This window comes from Corallococcus terminator, from assembly GCF_003611635.1.
GTDB classification, from domain to species: Bacteria; Myxococcota; Myxococcia; order Myxococcales; family Myxococcaceae; genus Corallococcus; species Corallococcus terminator.
Genome location: NZ_RAVZ01000194.1, coordinates 1 through 18,224 on the forward strand (window position 1 = coordinate 1; position 18,224 = coordinate 18,224).

12 protein-coding genes and 2 pseudogenes are annotated in these 18,224 nt (G+C 67.0%); 6 read left to right on the plus strand and 8 right to left on the minus strand.

From position 1 onward, the window contains the following. The 3 genes and pseudogenes from D7V88_RS45675 to D7V88_RS25200 form a co-directional block, all read left to right on the plus strand. A pseudogene (locus D7V88_RS45675) lies at positions 1-207 on the plus strand (IS701 family transposase); the annotation flags it as partial. A 376-nt stretch (positions 208-583) separates the two neighbouring features. Beyond that, positions 584-1,426 (plus strand): alpha/beta fold hydrolase, encoded by an 843-nt coding sequence (locus tag D7V88_RS25195; RefSeq protein ID WP_120543196.1) that lies wholly within the window; start codon positions 584-586, stop codon positions 1,424-1,426. 158 nt (positions 1,427-1,584) lie between these two features. Continuing rightward, positions 1,585-2,313, plus strand: a complete 729-nt coding sequence (locus tag D7V88_RS25200; protein ID WP_120543197.1) for an NADPH-dependent F420 reductase — start codon at positions 1,585-1,587, stop codon at positions 2,311-2,313. A 164-nt stretch (positions 2,314-2,477) separates the two neighbouring features. On the opposite strand, the gene D7V88_RS25205 is transcribed toward D7V88_RS25200, so the two are convergent. The 3 genes from D7V88_RS25205 to D7V88_RS25215 all read right to left on the minus strand — a co-directional run bounded on the left by D7V88_RS25205 (position 2,478) and on the right by D7V88_RS25215 (position 8,737). Next, positions 2,478-6,074 (minus strand): VWD domain-containing protein, encoded by a 3,597-nt coding sequence (locus D7V88_RS25205; RefSeq protein ID WP_120543198.1) that lies wholly within the window; start codon positions 6,072-6,074, stop codon positions 2,478-2,480. A 244-nt stretch (positions 6,075-6,318) separates the two neighbouring features. Then, entirely contained in the window at positions 6,319-6,765 is a 447-nt protein-coding gene (locus tag D7V88_RS25210) for a hypothetical protein (RefSeq protein WP_120543199.1), read from the minus strand. A gap of 205 nt (positions 6,766-6,970) precedes the next feature. Then, on the minus strand, positions 6,971-8,737 hold the full coding sequence (locus D7V88_RS25215) for a malectin domain-containing carbohydrate-binding protein (protein WP_158625149.1): 1,767 nt from the start codon (positions 8,735-8,737) through the stop codon (positions 6,971-6,973). Between the two features lie 98 nt (positions 8,738-8,835). Between D7V88_RS25215 and D7V88_RS25220 the strand changes: the two genes are divergently transcribed. After that, positions 8,836-9,720, plus strand: coding sequence for a LysR substrate-binding domain-containing protein (locus D7V88_RS25220; protein WP_120543201.1), 885 nt, complete (start codon positions 8,836-8,838; stop codon positions 9,718-9,720). Between the two features lie 217 nt (positions 9,721-9,937). Next, the gene (locus D7V88_RS25225; RefSeq protein WP_147448861.1) at positions 9,938-11,389 is read left to right on the plus strand and encodes a hypothetical protein; all 1,452 of its coding nucleotides are present in this window, start codon (positions 9,938-9,940) and stop codon (positions 11,387-11,389) included. Between the two features lie 24 nt (positions 11,390-11,413). On the opposite strand, the gene D7V88_RS25230 is transcribed toward D7V88_RS25225, so the two are convergent. The 3 genes from D7V88_RS25230 to D7V88_RS25240 are packed head-to-tail and all read right to left on the minus strand — an operon-like array spanning position 11,414 to position 15,262. Further along, positions 11,414-11,734, minus strand: coding sequence for a hypothetical protein (locus D7V88_RS25230; RefSeq protein ID WP_120543203.1), 321 nt, complete (start codon positions 11,732-11,734; stop codon positions 11,414-11,416). Positions 11,735-11,786: 52 nt separating this feature from the next. After that, on the minus strand, positions 11,787-13,211 hold the full coding sequence (locus D7V88_RS25235; RefSeq protein ID WP_120543204.1) for a cytochrome P450: 1,425 nt from the start codon (positions 13,209-13,211) through the stop codon (positions 11,787-11,789). Positions 13,212-13,231: 20 nt separating this feature from the next. Further along, on the minus strand, positions 13,232-15,262 hold the full coding sequence (locus tag D7V88_RS25240) for a lipoxygenase family protein (RefSeq protein WP_120543205.1): 2,031 nt from the start codon (positions 15,260-15,262) through the stop codon (positions 13,232-13,234). Between the two features lie 165 nt (positions 15,263-15,427). On the opposite strand from D7V88_RS25240, the gene D7V88_RS25245 reads away from it, so the two are divergent. Then, positions 15,428-17,491: a lipoxygenase family protein gene (locus D7V88_RS25245; protein WP_120543206.1), complete on the plus strand. Its 2,064-nt coding sequence runs from the start codon at positions 15,428-15,430 to the stop codon at positions 17,489-17,491. Between the two features lie 5 nt (positions 17,492-17,496). Here the strand turns inward: D7V88_RS25245 and D7V88_RS25250 are convergent, their stop codons facing one another. Then, positions 17,497-17,874, minus strand: a complete 378-nt coding sequence (locus tag D7V88_RS25250) for a hypothetical protein (RefSeq protein WP_120543207.1) — start codon at positions 17,872-17,874, stop codon at positions 17,497-17,499. Between the two features lie 12 nt (positions 17,875-17,886). Further along, a pseudogene (locus D7V88_RS44670) lies at positions 17,887-18,224 on the minus strand (hypothetical protein); the annotation flags it as partial.

The following is an 18,224-nucleotide window of genomic DNA, read 5'->3' on the forward strand; positions in this document are numbered from 1 at the left end:
CACGCCACCCTCTGCATGGTGGCCCACGGCTTCCTCGCGCTGCGTCGAGCGCTTTTTCCCCCGGAAGCGAGTGCAATGGACGCTGCCCATGGTGCGGCGTCGCCTTCAGCACTTGCTGCTCAGCCGCATCGGCCACTGTCCCCTCTGCCTGCGTCACCTCAATCCCCGCGCTCCTCCTCTCGGGCCGTCACGCATCTGATCAAGTAGTATTAGGCGACCGGGGAACTCAGGCCGCTTGCGTCCAAGCAGATTGCCCCTGTTGGGCTGCATGTGCCCCCAGTGTGCCCCTCCAGCGGGGATGAGAACGGGACGAAACGGGATGGGGCAGCAGAACGAACCGATGAGAGAACAAGGCATTAGCCGGTAACAGCGCGACCTGCTTGGGGCTTTGCTTCCACCTTGTTGCGGGTTCGATTCCCGCCGCCTTGAGTCGAACCCACTCCTGAGTTGGGCATTCGAGGACACTCGGTCTGCCCACCGGGGATTGGACCGCAGTCTGCGTTGGCACAGCCACGGACACCTCCCACCCTCACGTCGACCTGCGCCACTCGCGCGCCGGCGACTCGAATCCTTGGAGGGGTCCATGAACGCTCAGCGCTTCACTGAACAAAACCTGCGCCGGTTGGGCCTGCTCTGTGCACTCGGGGCACTGCTGGTGGTCTGCACGCCTGCATCCAACGCCGTTACCTCCAAGGATGAGCAGCCGGCCGACGCTTGTGACAAGCCCACGGTCGTCCTCGTCCACGGCGCATTCGCCGATGCATCCGGCTGGGCCGGCGTGATCGCGCCGTTGCAGCAACAGGGCTACACGGTCTACGCGTTCGCGAACCCCTTGCGCAGCATCTCCGGTGACGCGGAGTACCTGCGCTCCTTCCTGAGCACCCTCACCGGCCCCCTCGTCCTGGTCGGCCACTCCTATGGCGGAGCGGTCATCACGAACGCGGCCACCGGGAACCCGAACGTGAAAGCGCTCGTGTACGTCGCCGCGTACGCACTCGACGAAGGGGAGACCCTCCAGGCCGCCAACGCGCTCGGCGGCGGCCAATCCGAGCTTGGCAACCACCTTGTCTTGCGCCCCTTCCCTGGGGGCGGAAGCACGGATGCTGACGGCTACATCGACCCCGCCTTCTTCCGCGAACTCTTCGCGGGCGACCTCTCCGAGATTGACGCGGCAGTGCTCGCCGCCAGCCAACGCCCGGCCGCCGCCTCCGTCTTCGCGACCCCCTCCGGCCCGCCCGCGTGGAAGGACCTTCCGTCCTGGTATCTGATCGCCAGCGAAGACCGCACCATCCCGCCCGAGGCCCAGCGTGTCATGGCCCAGCGCGCTGGCGCCCAGGCCATCGAAATCCAAAGCTCCCACGTGGCGCTGATCAGCCACCCGGACGTCGTGACGGAGCTGATCGGCGAAGCCGCCGGGTGCCGTTGAGCACGGTGCGCACGCAGGAGCGCATCAGCCATTGTGAAGCAGGGCTTCAAGGCCCATTACGCAGGTTGCGTCTATTGCCCGGCCGACGCCGGGCGTACTTCTTCCCGACAGCGAGGCACGAAGACAGCAGGCAACGTCATCAGGGAAGGTTCACCGTCATGCCGATCTCCCGTCGTTCCATCCTGGCGACCTTCGCCGCATTGGCCTCACTCCCGGTCCTTGCGCAGGTGAAGGGGAAGGAGAAGTCCCAGGCCCTGCGGATCGGCGTCATCGGCGCGGGGTGGCTGGGGGGCACCGTCGGGCAGATCTGGGTCCGGGCCGGGCACGAGGTGCTGTTCTCCTCCCGCCATCCGGACGAGCTCACCTCCATGACCCGCCCGCTCGGTCCGCGCGCTTCGGTGGGCACGCCACAGCAGGCGGCCGAGTTCGGCACCATCGTGTTGCTCGCCACGCCCTACAGCGCGATTCCGCAGCTCGGGCGCGACCTGAAGAAGGCCTTGCGCGGCAAGATCGTCCTCGATGCCTGCAACCCGCCCCCGGGCCGCGACGACGCCCTGGCGCGCGAGGCACTGGCCAACGGCGTCGGCCCCACGTCGGCGAAGTACCTGCCAGGCACGCGGCTGGTCCGGGCCTTCAGCGCCGTCGACGCCACGGCCGTGGAAGCGTCCGCTGGCCGGCAGAGCGGACTGCTGGCTGTTCCCATCGCCGGGGACGACACCCAGGCCGTCCAGGTGGCGGCACAGTTGGTGCGCGATGCCGGCTGCGAGCCGTTGGTGGTGGGCAACCTGGCCGCGGCCACCCGATTCCAGCGGGGCGGCCCGGGCTTCCGGGCCAACACGACGCTGCCGGAGCTGCGGCGCCTGCTCGGCCTGCCTGAAAAAGACTGACACCCCACTCCACCGCGAATCGTGACGCTCCGCCGTGGCCCTCGGCGGATGGAACAGCCCTTCCGCTGAGCACCTGAAGAGCTCCTTTCAGCCCACGCCCGGGGGCAAAAGGAAGGGCCACCCCGCTCGCGCGCAAGTGGCCCCTCCTCATCCCACGCTAACCGCTACTTCGCGGTCAGACGCCAGGTCAGGCTCTCGGTGCTGCCACCCTTGCCGTCCTCGGCGATGACTTTCCAGAAGTAATCCCTGCCGGACTCCAGCCTCACCGTCGTCGACAGCTCCTGAGTCGGCTTCGAAGCGCAGGCCTGGTAGGTGAAGCCAACATCCACACTCCAGACGCAATGCCTGTAGCCAACGCTGTCCTGATCCTTGTCGTACGTGCCGTCCCACTTGAAGGAGACGAGCGACGACTCGACGGCATTGTCCTTCGGGCCCACCAGCTTCAGGACTCCGGGAGGAAGGTTGCCTTCGACCTTCAAGGCCGTCTCATACACCTTGACGAAGCCCGGCTCGCCGGTCGCGGCCACGTCCTGCGCGCAGTCACGACGGCGCTCATCCGTCGTGACGGCCTTGCAGATCTGCTCGGCCTCCTCCAACGCAATCGGCTTCAGCGGCTCCTTGACCGGAATCCCGGGCGGCTGCTTGTTCACGCGGCACGACGTCGCCTTGTACTCCGGCCAGCTCTTGAGCGTGTACGACGCGGTGGAGTACCCGGACGCGTAGTCGAACAGCGACGTGTCCTTCGTCACCCGCCAGGCATCCTCGAACTTCTCGTACAGGGCGATGTAGCGCTCATAGGCGTCCGTCGGGCGCTCTCCCAGGAGCGTGCCGTCGGGGAGCGCCGGCAACCAGTTGCCCGGGGCGATGGCGCCGAGCAGGCCTTCCGTGGCGCGGGCCTGCTGCACGCCGACGTTCATGTACCAGACCTGATAGTGCGCCCACCAATCGACGGTGAGGATGATGCGCGTCCCACCCGGCGTTTCAATCTGGAGTCCACCGCTCGCGGGCGTCGCGGTGATCCGTCCACCGCCGGAGAGCAGGATCTCCGAGCCGAGCTGCGTGGGCTTGCCATCGATGCGCAGCTCCAGCAGCTCCGGCCGCTCGGCGTTCATCTGATACGTGATGCGGTGCGAGCCGACCCTCACCGCCACCGCCGTCGTCAGGCTCGCGCAGGCGGTCAACCCGGTGTGCGCGTCCGGCCCCACGGGCTGATCCGTCTGGATGGGGGTGTGCCTCGCCTGGATCTCCAGCCCCGGGTCACGCAGGAGCACGAACTCGCCAGCGCCCTGGAAGTCGTAGCGCACGCCGTCGATCGTCGTGAGGTGCGGATCCCCCCAGGTGGAGGGGTTCGCCCCCACGATCCAGCGACGGATCGTCTCGATGTCCACCTTGCTCAGCGGCGGCCCGCCACACGGCATCATGCCGAAGGGGCAGGTCTCCGTCGTGCGGGTGATGCGCTCGTACAGCGGGGCCGTCAGGCTGGTGGCCAGGGGCGCCGCGATGCCGTGCGGCTGCGTGAGCGGATTCACGCCAGGGCCGCTCTGGTCCTCGGCCAGGTTCAGGAAGGTCCCGTAGTTCGAATACGGCGGATAATCGAGCCCGCCGTGGCACTCGACGCAGGCCTTGTTGAAGATGCGCTGCACGTCCGTGTACGTCGGAACGGCGGCTGGCAGGGGTAGCGAGGCAAGCGTCGTATTCACGGCCGGAATCAGGTTGGTACAGGTGTAGGGCGACACGAGGCCAGCCACCGGCTCCGCCATCAGATTGTCCTCGAGCGCCTGCTCAAGGGCGGTGTTGTACGAATTGAACACGTCGGCGAAGCCATAGGCCCGCGACCGACCCCGCACGCCCAGGGACCACTTGTCGACCGAGATGCCCAGCGGTTCGAGGAAGTAGCGGTACAGGGTCACCGGCGTCGTGTTGTCGTTGTAGATCTCGCGGTCGACGAAGATGCCGCCCATGACCGTCGCGTCGGCACCGCCGGCATCGATTGGCCGGCGGAACACCTCGCGCCGCAGCCGGGCGAACGAGTTGTCCGTCGAAGCGCTGGTCGCGGCGCCGTACTGCTGAACGAGGCCGTTCACCGGCGAGCTGGTCGCCAGATACACGTCTCCAGTCCGGTCCAGGTTGTACCGCTGGATGTCCACCTTCCTGCGCGGCACGCTCTTGGTGCGCGAGTCCGTGTCGGCACGCAAGGCGTTGATGCCCATGCCGTTGCGCGCCGTGAAGAACGAGAGATCGAAGGTCAGGCTCGACGCGGTGCTCTCGACCCTGTTCATCGCCGCGTTGATGATGAGGCAGCCCTTCGTGATGGCCAGCGCCACCGGACGCGGATCGACGTAGACGCTGCCGGTCGCCCAGCGGTGGCTCGCGACCTCGTCCGCGAGCCTGCGCTGGTTGAGGTTGCCGTCAAGACCTCCCAGGAGGTCGAACAGTTGGATGCCCCGCCCCTCGCCACCGCCTACCGCCGACTGGTGGAACAGCGTGACAAAGGTCCCTCCACGAACGACGGGCGTGGACGCGCCCGTGCCCACGAGCCCGTTGAACGCATACGCCGTCGAGATGGCCGGGGCGGAGCCCACCGGGGCCGGCTCCGTCGTCACCGGAGGCGACGTGTCGAAGGAGAACCGGGGCGTACCGTCATTCAGCCCACCGCGGTAGCGGGTGATGATGTTGGCATTGCCTGCGGGCAGTCCCGGGGGCTGAAGCCGTAGCTGTTCGACCAACTGACGGATCGCGGGGCTCGCCCGCCACGTCCAGGGATTGAACAGCTTGCGGAACGCGGCCGTGTCCAGCGAGCCCTGATACAGCCGGTCCCGGTTGAACGGCAGCATGCCGCCCCAACTGTCATAGGGATCCCAGTTGGGCTTGTTCTTTGTCTTGATGCCCCCCACCGGGAGCCCATCCGTGCCGGGGATGCCCGTGCGGTTGAGCACGTTCCGGGTCGAGTGGCAGCTCGAGCACTTCGTGTCGTCCTTCTCGATGTGACGCGAGCGCGGCGGAATGGTGCCCATCGCCGGGATGGACTTCAGGATGATCTCATGAAAGCGGAAGTTGCGCGTGGCCTCATCCCACTGCATGTATTCAATGACATCCGGATGCGACCCCGGATACGACGCGCTCGGCACCGGCCCGATGGAGAAGACGGACTTCGCGTCCAGGCTGGAGAGCAGGATTCGAGGGTGCTCCGCGGTCCCCGTCTGCAAGCTCTCCGAGCGAGACATCAGGATCGCGCTCTGCTTGTACTGGGCGGGCAGCGCACTGATGAAGCGCGCCACGCTGTTGGTGTTCGCATTGGCGGGGTTGCCCAGGTACGCCTCGATCTCCTCGGGCGTGATGGCGTTCGGGTTCGCCACCACGAGCGGATTGAGGGTGCCGACCGGAAGGTGGAAGACCGGCTTCACCGACCGCGCCAGGCTCATGGACAGCGTGCAGGTCAGCGCCGTTCCAGAACAGTCCGGTGAGGACAGGAGGTCCGCGTCCACGTCGGTGTTCCAGCCGCCAAAGGTGGAGCCCCCGGTGGGCGCGGCCGTGAGCGTCACGGTGGCGGTCGCCGCATAGGATTCGTCACAGTCACCGCCGGCACTGGTGCAACTGATACCCGTCGCGGTCACCGTGCCCGTGCCGAGCCCCATCGTCATGACCTTGAGGGCGGCGGCTTCCGCCGGCAGCGAGAACAACGAGGACGCGACGAGCAGTCCACCGAGGCCCGGTCTCAGCTTCGCGTGGAATGAAGAGGAGATGAATCGTTTGAGTCTCATGCGTTACGCCCCCTGGGTACACCCATGCAACGGATGGGTGTGAGGCGTTGAGTGTAGACGCAGATGTCTCAGGAAACGAACGGCCCCTGGGATGAGGCGCATGACGACATGCGCCATCACCAGATAGGTAAGGCGTCCCCTGCCGTCTCACGAAATCCACGGGCCACCCTGTTGTTGCCTCCCAGGCCACAAACCCAGACAGGGTGTTGCCGGGGAGGCAACGCGGGCGACGGGCACCTCCGGCTCAGCAGCCGCAGGCGCTGAAGACGGCCTGGTATTGATATTCCGTATGCGTATAGGTGCCAGCCGCGTTGAAGCACACGCGGTAGCTGGACTGCTGGTTGGACGTGCCCAGGTTGTAGTACCGGACGGCGACCTCGCCCTCACGGCACGACGGGGCGGAGTTCTCGCTGCCGCCACCGCCGATGAGCGACTCAGGGTCGCCGCCCCGAACGAACGGCTCGCAGACCCAGTAGCCGCCACACGTATTCTTGGGTGCACAGGACGTCACGCCCGTGTTCGTCCAGCCGGACCAGGTACCACAGGACCCCAGTTCGGCCTCCGAAGTGGCCAGGGCCAGGGCCTCCTCGGCAGCGGCCTCCTCGGGCGTCATGGCTCCGCCACAGGCGGTCAACGCCAGACCCGTGCACACCAGGGCGACCGCGCGCAGCAATGAGGTTCCAGGCTTCATGGACGACTCCTTGGGCCGGTGCAGGGCTTCGACATGAAGCCCGACCTTCCGACCCCGAAATCATGCCAGTCAGGACATCCCTGCCAGAGCGGTCCAGACGTGAAAGGCCTGTCCCACCTCCCTGGAGTATTGTCCATCCAACATTTCCAGACTCGCCGCGTCTGGACGGCCGGCGAGCCTGACTTCTGACTTTGAGGGTGGGTCCCTACGGGTTCAACACCTGCACGTGGGCCACCGACTTGCCCTGGTACGTCCCCGGCCAGGTGAAGAAAGGCAGGCCCCGCTTGTCCGGGAAGAGGGAGAAGTACCCATCCGGCGTGCGGGCCACGGGGCCGGCACTCCCGCCCACGGTCGTCCACGACGTGCCACTCCATTTGCGCAGATACATGGGATAGGCCTTCGCGTCGGGCGTCTCCGGAAGTTCGGCCCACAGCAGCGTCACCCGGCCACTGGAGTCCGCGAACATCCGGGGCTGGCCGGTGGCCTGGCGCTGGATGCTCACGCCGCCGCCCAGGGCCACCCAGGAGCCATTGTTCCACCGGGCCACCCGCACCTCGGACCCTTCGTTCGCCGTCCCCGGGGGGTTGTACTGGTTCCAGGCCACGAAGATGACGCCCGCGTTCGACACGTAGACCTTGGGGGTATCCACCGTGGAGCCGGGGGTGATGGGCAGCCCGGCATCGCTCAGCATCGCCCAGTCGCCTCCGGTCCAATGCGCCACGCGCAGGTACCGGGTCATGGTCGGCTCGAAATCAAACTCCATCCAGGCCGCGACGGGTCCCCCGGATGGATGGGCCGCCAGGCTCAGGTCGCGCAGGTAGTCATTGGAGGGCAGGCCCTGGGCGCTGGGATAGGACACCCAGGCCGACCCCGTCCAACGCCGGACGACGAGGCTGCTGCCCGTGAAGGTACGGGCAACGAAGCCGAGGATGGGCTGTCCATCCGAGCCCCGCGCCAGCGCCTGGGACGTCTCGTCCGCCCCGGCCCCGTAGCCATCTCCCTTCTGGGGCGGCCCCAGCGGAACCCAGGCATTGCCGCTCCAACGCGAGACACTCAGTGTCTCAAAGGAATAGTAATCGTCGTGCGCGACGACTGGCGCGCCGCTGCCGTCCACGATGAGTGCAAAGGATTGGGTGCGGGTGATGGGCGCGGGGGTCCCACCCGGCACGTCCAACGCCGTCCAGCTTCCATTCCAGGGAGACGCGGACAGGTCTCCGTCCCAGCGCTCCACCCGGAGGATGTTCTCGTTGCTGTAGAAGCCCGTCCGCTCCAGGTGCGCGACATAGGGCCGCATCGTCGTGTCCATGGCCACCTGCGGCAGCGTCACGTCACCGCGGATGTAGAGCTGTCCCCGAGGCTCGCCCAGAGGCTGCCAGGACACGGAGCTCACCTCGAAGGCGGACAGGAGCGCCAGGCCCTCCAGCGGCAGGAACTCCATGTCGAGATACCCCGAAGGCACCGGCACGTCGAAGACGGCCTGGTAGGCGGTCCGCGTGCCCACCGCCTTCGCGATGTCCACCTGGGGCAGGTAGATCTGCCCATCCACCTTCACCTGGAAGACGCGCGCGCCCGGGGACTCGGTGGGTTCAACCAGGAGCAGCTTCACCCGGTACACGCCCCCGTTGCCGCCCAGCCCCACACGGTAGTGCGCCATGCCCTCCCGGGCGCTGTTGTAGAGCACATCCTCCGTCGTGCCCTTCACGTCGCCGGTGAACTGGAGCGTGCGTCCCGCGACGAAGCCCCAATCCGCGCTCCACGTGCGGCCCTGCGCGTCGGTCACCTCGGGGCCTCCGACGTTGACGCGCACCAGCGACACCTCCGCCAGGGCCTCCTTCTGTTCAGCCAGCGCGGGCGCGGCGGGGGATGGCTTTGCTCCCGGCGCGTCGGGCGGGGCACAGCCCGACGTCAGCGCCGTGACGCCCACGAGCGTCGCGACGAGGGTACGGATGGCGAAGGGAAATGGGGACGGCATGGGTGCGTGCTCCGGTGGTGGGGTACGCGAACCAGCCTGCCCGCCCTGCCCTCCGGACCGCATGTCACAAATCGCCGGTCCATCTATAACGGTGGGTGATGATTCAAATCCAGCGGCTCGAAGGCTTCTATTGGGTGGCGCGCATGGGCGGCTACACGCGGGCGGTGCGCGCGTTCCCCTACCCCATCACCCAACCGGGCATCTATCAGCAGGTGAAGCGGCTCACGGAGGAGGTGGGCGTCGAGCTCTTCACCCGCGTGGGCAAGGACCGGATGGCACTGACGCCCGCGGGGCGGGAGCTGTATGCCTTCGTGGCCCCGTTCCTGGAAGGGCTGCCCCACGTGGCGCGCTCCCTGAAGACAGGCGAGCGCGGCGGGACGCTGCGCATCCATGCCTCCAACCTGGTGCTGCGGCATCTGCTGCCACCGTGGCTGGGCCGGCTGCGCGGCGCACGTCCCGACATCCAGGTGCGGCTGTTCGAATCCGCGGCGCCCGAGCTGGCACGGCTGCGATTGGGAGAGACGGACCTGCTGGTGGACCACCTGCCGGAGCTGCCGCACGACGTGGAGTCGCGCGAGGTGGGCCGGGTGAAGGGCTTCATCGTGCTGCCTCGCTCCCACGCGCGGGCGCGCTCCAGGACCGTGAACCTCAAGCAATTGGAAGCGGAGCCCTTCATCGGCTACGGCTCCGACCATCACTTGCTGGACCTCCAGTTGCGGGCCCTGGCCCTGCACGACGTACATCCCCGGCAGGTGCATTCAGCGGACTCCGCGGAGAGCATCCTCGCCTTCGTGGCCGCAGGGCTGGGCTTCTCCCTGGTGCCGTCGTTCCAGCCCGAAGGGCCGCGCGCGGCTGGCGTGGTGGCCTGGCCGCTGACACGCCCGCGCGCGGAGTTTCCCATCCACGCTGTCTGGCTCAAGTCGCGCCAGCCCGCGCCCCTGGTGGCGGCGGCGATGAGTCTGGCACCCGTGTTCGAGCGATGAAGGCTCCGCCAGGTGGAGTGCCTTTTCCGGCGGGAATACCCACTCAAGCGAAAGGGGGCGCCCTCCCCCTCCTGCGCACGCACGGGACCTCTGATAAGCATCCATGAGCGACTTCGCGCGGGGCCCTTCGCGCCCTGCCGTGGAAAGAGCGACGTCACGGGAGTCATTCGACCCCACCGGGCCGACGGGGGTCGCCTCGTGCCGGAAAGAGGTTCACATGCACAGCGTTCTTCACCGAGCAGGTCCGCTCCTGATGGGGGCACGGAAGCTCCTGGGTCTCCTGCTGCTCGGGATGACGGTATCCCATTGTCGCGGCGCCTCACCGGGGGAGGCGGATGCCGGGCCCCCTCCCGTCCAGACGTTGCTGCGGGATGCGGCCCTGCTGGACGTGGATGGCCAGCAGCGCTTCCTGGCCGCGGTGACCCGCGACGACGGCACGCTCGTCCAGGAGTTGTCGACGGGTACGACGTGGCCCATCGCGCCCAAGGCCGAGTCTGGAAGCTTCACGCGCGAGGGCAACCTCCTCGTGCTCCAGGGACCCGTGACGAATGACGTCCGCGCCCTCTGGGTCTGGCAGCCCGGGCAGGCCCAGGCCCACGAGGTCGGCCACCACTGGGCCTCGGCCGTCGTGAACGAAGGCACCCGGCGCTATCTGGCCTTCACCGAGAAGACCCCGGACGATGCCGTGGCCCTGCGCATGGTGCCCTTCGAGACCTGCACGGCCGAGGCGTGTCCGGTCCGCACGCTGTTCCGGATCGAGAACGACGCCTACTACCCTGTTGCGACCCTCCATGCGGGCGACCGATTCATCTGGCTCACCAAGAAGGAGCGCGTCTGGCGCGTCGACCTGGAGTCGGGTGAGGTCAAACCGATAGAGCACTCCGCGACCTGGCTGCGATTCTCTCCTTCGCGCACCCGCTTCGCGGAGCTGACACCGGGGCAGCACATCCGGATGTACGACAGCGCCACGGAAGCCCTGTTGTGGGAGACGACCGCGGAGGCCAGCACGTGGGGATTCACCTTCTCCTTCTTCGATGAGGACTCGGTCATCCTCAACGTGAACCAGACCGAAGAGTTCGGCGCGTTCCCTGAAGACCGGAAGTCCTTTCATTGCAGCGCGCAGGGATGCGTGCAGGTGGCCGACGCGCAATGCGAACCCAGACCGGGAAACCCGCCTCGGCTGTTGAGTTGCTTCCGCCGCAACTCCCCCACCGTCAATTATTCGCATGACTCCATCCTGATGCGTACACCCGGGGTGGTGCTCTCCCAGCGCGGAGATGTCTTCTCGGATTCATACGTGAGTGAAGACACCGAGACGGTCGTGTGGCTGACGGGAAAGCCCTCCGAACCAGGGCTCAAGCTGGAGTGGGAGGGAGTGCAGCCCTCCCAGCCCCTCGTCCTTCCGGAGCCCTACTACCTCCGCGGTGGCGTCTTCGTGGAGGATCCCCGGAGGTTCGTCTTCAGCGTCGACAAGACGCTCCCGGACGGAGGCAAGGAGCGGGTGCTGTCCACGTGGGACGGGCAGACCGCTCAGGAGCTGTACCGGATCGACGGCATTCCAGGCCCCTTCCTCATGAGGACCCAGCCGAGCACCCTCTACACGACGGTGCGCGAATTCGGGGGGGACGTCGTCACCAACCCCAGCGCCATCCAGCGCTTCTCATTCTGATGGGAGCTTCCGGTTTGTTTGAAACTACCGGGTGCTCAAGCGGCGTTTGACGGTGATGCTGACTTCGGGTGGCATGCCCTCGCGATAGGTGAAGTCGATGAAGACCCGAGGGTCCTTCTCTGGCTCCGTCCAATTGCCACACCAGGTCTGCATCTCGTCTGACGCGTCGAAACTCCAGAGGTCATGGCCGAGCTGCCTCAAGTCCTCGACCATCGCGTAGGCCTCCTGCTCGGGCTGGGCTGCAAAGCGGAGGCGGGCCGTGAGCATCGTTTCGAGTTCCTGCGTCAATTGCTCCACCGCGCCCTCCTCGCGGAAGGCCGCGGCACTGAAACGCGGGTCGATCATGTGGCCCACACTCCTCCCTGCCTGGTTTTTTCGTTCGCCGGGCAGGGTTCCATCAAGCGGAGATGGCACCCACGGTCGGCGTGGCCCGCGCTGCTTGTGCTGAGCGTGGGACGAGCTTCCCGGTGACGCCCTTGGGCAGCACCACGCCGAAGAAGAAGCCCTCCTCGAAGGGCTCCGTCGAATCGACCTGGGCCTTGGCGCGGGCGGCGATGGTCGCCAGCGCCGTGCGCAGGAACACCATCGCGAAGTCTCCTCCCACGCACGCGCGCGGTCCCCGTCCGAACGGGAAGAAGTGGCCGCTGCCCAGCGGGTCACGGGTCGCGCCACCGTCCAACCAGCGCGCGGGGTTGTACGTGTCCGGCTCCGTCCAGTGAGCCGGGTCCCGGTGCAGGTGCTGGTTGGAGATCATGATCATCGCCCCCGCCGGCAGCGTGACGCCCGCGAGCTGCGCGTCCTTCGACGGCGTGCGGGTGAAGACCCGGACCGCCGGCAGGAGGCGCAGGGATTCGAAGGCGCAGGCCTCCGCCCAGGGCGCCCTGCCCAGCTTCTCGAACGTCAGCGGCCCGTCCCCCAGCGAAGCGGCCTCCTCCGCGAGCCGCGCCTCGGCCTGGGGGTACTTCTGGAGCTGGTGGAACGCGCCCACCAGCGTGACGCTGGAGGAGAAGGCGCCTCCATAGAAGACGCCTCCCAGCAGGTGCGCCAACACCTGGTCATCAATCCCAGGCGTCTCGCGCAGCGTCCACGACATCACGTCCACGGCCTGGGGGTTCGGGTTCTTGCGCGCGGCGCGCACCCGGTCCGCGAACTGGCCATAGAAGCGCGCCTTCGCCTCTTCGAAGCCCTTGGGCGGAGAGACGAACTTCAACGGCATCTTCGCCTGGATCCGGGCATCCGCGCCCTTCGCCATCAGCATGAAGTCGTCGAACACGGAGGTCGGAAGCTTCTCTCCCACCGCCGCGACCGCGAAGGCGTCGAAGGTCAGCTTCCGCATCGCGGTGGTGTAGTCGATGGAGGGCTCCTTCAGCAGGGCCTCCACGGACTCGACGACGGACCGGTGCATCGGCTCCACCTGGGCGGCCAGCCACTTCGGAGACCACGGCTGCTCCATGGGCTCCAGCTTGCGCTTCTGCGCCCAGTCCCCGCTCAGCTTCGCGATGAAGACCGTGTCATCCGTCACCGTGGGCCGGACCTGCTCGCTGATGTTTCCCTTCTCGAACTCCATCCGGCGGGGGGACTCCAGCACCTCCGCGATGACCGCGGGGTCGTTGAGCACCACGCCGGGGCTGGGGCCCATCCAGATGAGCGTGACGCCGCCGTACTCACGGCCATACCGCGCGCAGACATCCCAGGGCTGGGGCCCCAGGAAGTCGCCCGCGGTGCCGAGCACGCCGGGCTGCGGCCCAGGGAGTGAAGCGAAGGGCTTGCGCCTGGAACCGAAGAACAGGTTAAACAGGCCACGAGAAAGCAGGTTGGGCATGGGCATCTTCTCCAGACGTCTCAGACGGTGATGCCGCAGGGGATCCGGTCGGATTGCAGGACCGTGTAGGGCACTTCGCACTTCTCGTTGCGAGCCTTCACCGCGTCACGCTGGGCGCGCAGCCGGGCGTGGAAGCGGTCGCGGAGGGCGAGCACCTCTGGCTCCTGGAAATACTCCTCGTACCAGCCGCCCTCGTGGAGCAGGTACTCCTCGTCGTCACCGAAGCTGGAGAGCGCGCGGCCGATGGAGACCTGCCAGAGCATCTGCGACTTGGAGGGAATCATCTCCACGATGTCATCCGGTCCGATGAGGCCCTTCTTCGTCGGGGGCGCCTTGCGCATGCACAGGGGCGCGTTCGGCACGAAGGCGTAGTGTTCGTACTGGAGGTAGTTCACCGCCGCGTGCTGCACGCTGACCGTGAAGAGGACGGTGGTGAGGATGTCCACCAGGTCCGCGACGCGCTTCAATTCCGTGCAGGGCAGCTTCTCCACGGGCATGCCGTGCGAGATGAGGTCGGCCCACCAGCGCTGCATCTCGACGTCATTCACGAGGTCCGCGTCGGACTTGTAGAAGTGCCCGAGCACCCCGCCGATGTATTCCTCGAACGCGTCCCACAGGGGCAGCGCGTCGTCCCGGTAGGGGTAGTGCGGAAGCACCGCCGCGTCCAGCACCCCGCGGCGCTCGATGTCCTGGCGCGGCCTGTTGTCCGTCAGCTTCCAGCGCTGGTAGCCCTTCTTGCCCAGGAACACGTGGCCCTTGTCGGGGCCGCCGGTGGCGATGATGTCGTCGAACACGCCGCCTTCGGCGAGCAGGCCCTTCCTGGCGCCCTCGTTGATGGCGAGCGTGTAGCGGAAGTGCCGGCGCAGCAGCTTGTAGACGGGGTGCGGATCCGGGAGGTTGCGCATCGTCGCCATGACGAACGGCTCCGCGATGAAGTGCGTCCGCAGCGCGTGCCCCACCATCTGGTGCGTGTTGCCCTCGCTGCACCGGACGTAGATCTTCGCGGCCAGCCAGTCGTATTGGCTGTCATTGGGCGTGAACACCGGATCCTTCTGCGGGTCGCGTCCCAACTGGATGGCGATGGGGCGCAGGTGCCGGGTGTCGTCCAGGAACAGCAGGCAGCGGGACGCGGGCGACCAGCGCCGCTCCTCGACGCCTTCCTTGTCGACCTTCTTGAACATGGGCACGTCGTCCAGGATCTCGAAGTCGAGCAGGAAGACGCGCTTCGCCGCCAGGGCCTGGGCCAGGGAAAGGCCCGGCGACAGCAGCCCGTTCAAATCGCCGTCCGCGAGCGGGAGGCCCTCGGGCAGCGCGGTGATGGACTGGATGTGGACGGGGGTGATGCCCTGGACGGCCTGCCGGGCGAACTCGTAGTCGTCCTTCCACCGGTTGGCGAGCTGGGGCAGCTCGATGCCCTTGAAGAAGTCGAAGATGTCCACCAGGCCGTTCCAGGCCTTGTTCAGCAGGGGCATGTGCAGCTTGATGGCCGCCAGCGTCTTCGCGATGACGACCTCGTAGCTGCCATCCACGAGGCCCCGGTAGAGTTCGTCCTTCGGGAGCGGTCGCGTGTCGCTGATGTCGAGCGCGCCGGGCAGCCCGGCGGTCGCCTCGGGGGCACGCCAGCCGTACATCCGCTGACGGGCCTGGAGCTGCTCCTGGCGGGCGGACGTCGCGCGCTCGTGCGGCACCTGATGCGCCAGCCGCGCCGTGCCTTCGAGGACCTCCGCGGTCGACTTGCCCAGCACCCAGCGGTGGTGGGGGAAGAACCAGTGCTTCGCTCCGGCGGTGACGCGGACCGTGTCGAGGAGCCAGTCGCTCGCGACCCCGTTGCCGGTGTTCGAGAATCGGAGAAGGAGCAGCTCGCCCAGGTCACGGGTCTGGACCGTGTAGGAGTCCTCCGCTCCGGCTTCGAAGTCGTTGTGGAAGCGCTTGTCCAGCGGGTGTGAGTCGCTTTCACCCTGCGTCCCGACCAGCACGACGGAGATGTTGGCGTTGGTTCCCGCGCCGAGCCGCGAGTTCGTGCGAATCGTTAGCGTGTAATCGACAGTCATGGAATCCCCCACTAGCACGGATGTGATACGGTAAGATGAGAAAGCGGGCCGGACAAGCCGTGGTACCCTCCGGGGTGCGATGGCACCCGCCCCGAACCACTTCTGTCACGGACCTGAATCCACGATGCCCTTCGGGGCAATGTCTTGGATTGAGGCCTGCCGCCCATGAGCACCGTCTGGCGCCGCATCATCTCGTCCTTGGGTCTCAAGTCCCGAAGCGATGAAGCCGATCTCCTGGAACCGGACGAGCTGGCCCGGTGGTACTCGGGGCTCGACCTGAAGCAGCGGCTGGCGGTGAGCCGGAACCTGGCTTCGCGCGTGCGCGCGCCTCGTGCGTCGAGGGATCCAGCCACCCTGCCCGCCGTCGCCTCGGGTCGCCTCGTCTTCGAGCAGGACGGTCCCCAGGGCCCCATCGCGCTGCACCATCTCAAGGTGGAGTTGTGGGACCGGGACTTCGGCACGCCGGACGACTTCCTGGGCGAGGGCTTCACGGATGCGACAGGGGCCTTCTCCATCCGCTACGACCCCGCCGACGCGGGGGAGGGCGACCTGCCGGACCTGGAGCTTCGCTTCTTCGAACCCCAGCACACGTTCCGCAAGGACGGGCGCGTGGTGGAGACGTGGAGGCGCATCGGTTCGGAGCGGGGTCCGGATGACCACGGGGGGCTCCAGTATGACTTCGGCACGGTGCGGGTGCCCTACTGGGAATACGATCCGGCGACGACCCTGGCGCGGTTGCTCGTCGTGGAGGAAGGCACTCCGCCCACGGCGTATGCGCCGGGACGTTCGCTAGCGATGCTGAAGGCTGTCGCGCCCATCGAGCTCATCAAACGACAGCACCAGCTCCAGGCGCGGCTGGGGCAGGCGCCGAGTCTGGCGAAGATCCAAGCGGACTATCCGGAGTCGACGACGGCGCGGATGGAGCGGGAGTCGCCGGGCTCCACCCGGAGCGATGCCTATTTTGGCGAGCGCCTGCTCAACGGCATGTTCTCCAGCGTCATGGACCGGGACCCGGAATCGCCCGGTGATGACCAGGCGTTCCGGCTGTATCTGCCGTGGAATGCCTATGAGCAGGACGGCCGCCACTGCCTGCCGGATGTCGACGTGCGGCTGCGGCTGGTGGAGGGCAAACTGCTGCCGGTGCGCATCATCCTGGGGATGCGGGAGCCCGGAGCGACGGCGCCAGGCTCGCCGGTGACACGGCGGACCTTCACGCCCGCGGATGGCGCGGACTGGGAGGCGGCCAAGCGGATGGCCCGGGTGAGCGCGACGCTGGATGTGGAGCTGGGCAATCACCTGGGGCAGTGCCACTTCAACGTGGAGCAGTATGCCATTGCGGCGCACCGGAACCTGCGACGCAATCCCTTGCGCTGGCTGCTGATGCCCCACCTGCGGGAGGTGGTGTTGATCAACCACTCGGCCAACGGGTTCCTGGTGGGGTCGACTGGATACATCACGCGCGCCAGTGCCCTGACGGAGCGGGGAATCAACAAGCGGCTGGAACACCTGATGGGCAGTTATGACTGGAAGGGGTTCGCGCCCGCGATGCCTGTCTGTGAAGGACACCGGTATGCGAAGGCCGGACAGCTCTTCTGGCGGCTGCTCGGGGAGCACATCGACGCGTTCTTCGCGGAGCACGGCACGGAGCTGGAGGCGCAGTGGCATGAGGTGCGCCGGTTCTCGGACGACCTCGTGGCGCACTCGGCGCCTGCCTTCGTGTGTCGGTATCTCCGGGCGAAGGTGCCGGGGAAGGACGCGCCGTGGTTCGTGCGCTCGGAGCGCATGGACCTGGATGCGAAGGCCGCGGAGCCTCCGCCCAAGGCGGTCAGCGCGGTGACACGGACGGATGCTCCCCAGCCCGGCGAGGTGGAAGCGCTGAAGAACCTCTGCCGCTACGTCATCTTCTTCGCGACCTTCCGCCACGCCTGGGCGAACAACCTCCAGTGGGAGGACGCGGGAGAGGTGCTGTATTCGTGTCTGGGCCTCCGCTGGGGCAAGGGAGGCACGCTGTCGACGGAAGCGGACCTGGACGTGGCGCCGAAGCCGGATGAGGCGACGGAGATGCTGTGGATCTCCTGGATGCTGTCCAAGACGAACTACGGGTTCATCCTCTCCAACGAGGAGGAAGACGTGCATCCCCGGTTGCTGGCGTTGCTGCGGGCCCATGCCGCGGAGTTCTCAGCGCTGGGTTTGGACGTCCGGACGGTCAGCTCCCGCATCAACATCTGAGTCCGTCAGGTCGCCATTTCTTCAGGAAGCGGCGTGCGAAGGAACATCAGCCCGCCCTCCTTCCGTTTGGGAATGACCCGGAACCCCTTGCCCGCGACACGGACGAGGTCGCCCTCGTGTCCCAATCCCTGGGCCAGCCACGCATCTGCCTCCTCTGTCGTCGAGAAGGACTGGACCACGACCACCGATTCCGTGGCCGGTGTGAAGAACCGCCGGAAGTACTCGCGGTAGTCCTCCAGCTTCGCGCTGTCGCGGACGTAGAGCAAAGCCACTGCGGCGATCCGAAGCGCTTCATCCTCCGGCGTTCCGTCCTGGAACCGCTCACCGATCGTGCCCAGGACGGCCATCACGGTGTCGACGTCGAAGTTTGAATTGTAGGCCATGGATGACTCCGCTCAGAGGGCGAGGGGTGCCAGGATCAGAGCCCCAGCAGCACCGATGGTGAGGATGAATCCTGTGCTTCCAATGACGACAATGGTGCCAAGCGCAACCTCAGACTTATGCTCATCCAGCCAATCGCGCGCCTGTTGAAGGCTCGTGAACTCCAGCTTCTGCTTCGCTGGAGCCGTTCCTTCCTGCTCATCCACGCAGATGTTGTAGGCTTTGCTGCACTCCGCAGCACACCGCTTGTAATACCACTCGTCGTGTTTGTGCGGGTACGGAGGGCGACTCTTCTGCCAGCAATCCCGGAAGCACGCCTCATGTTCGGCCTGACAATCCCGCCCTCCCGCGC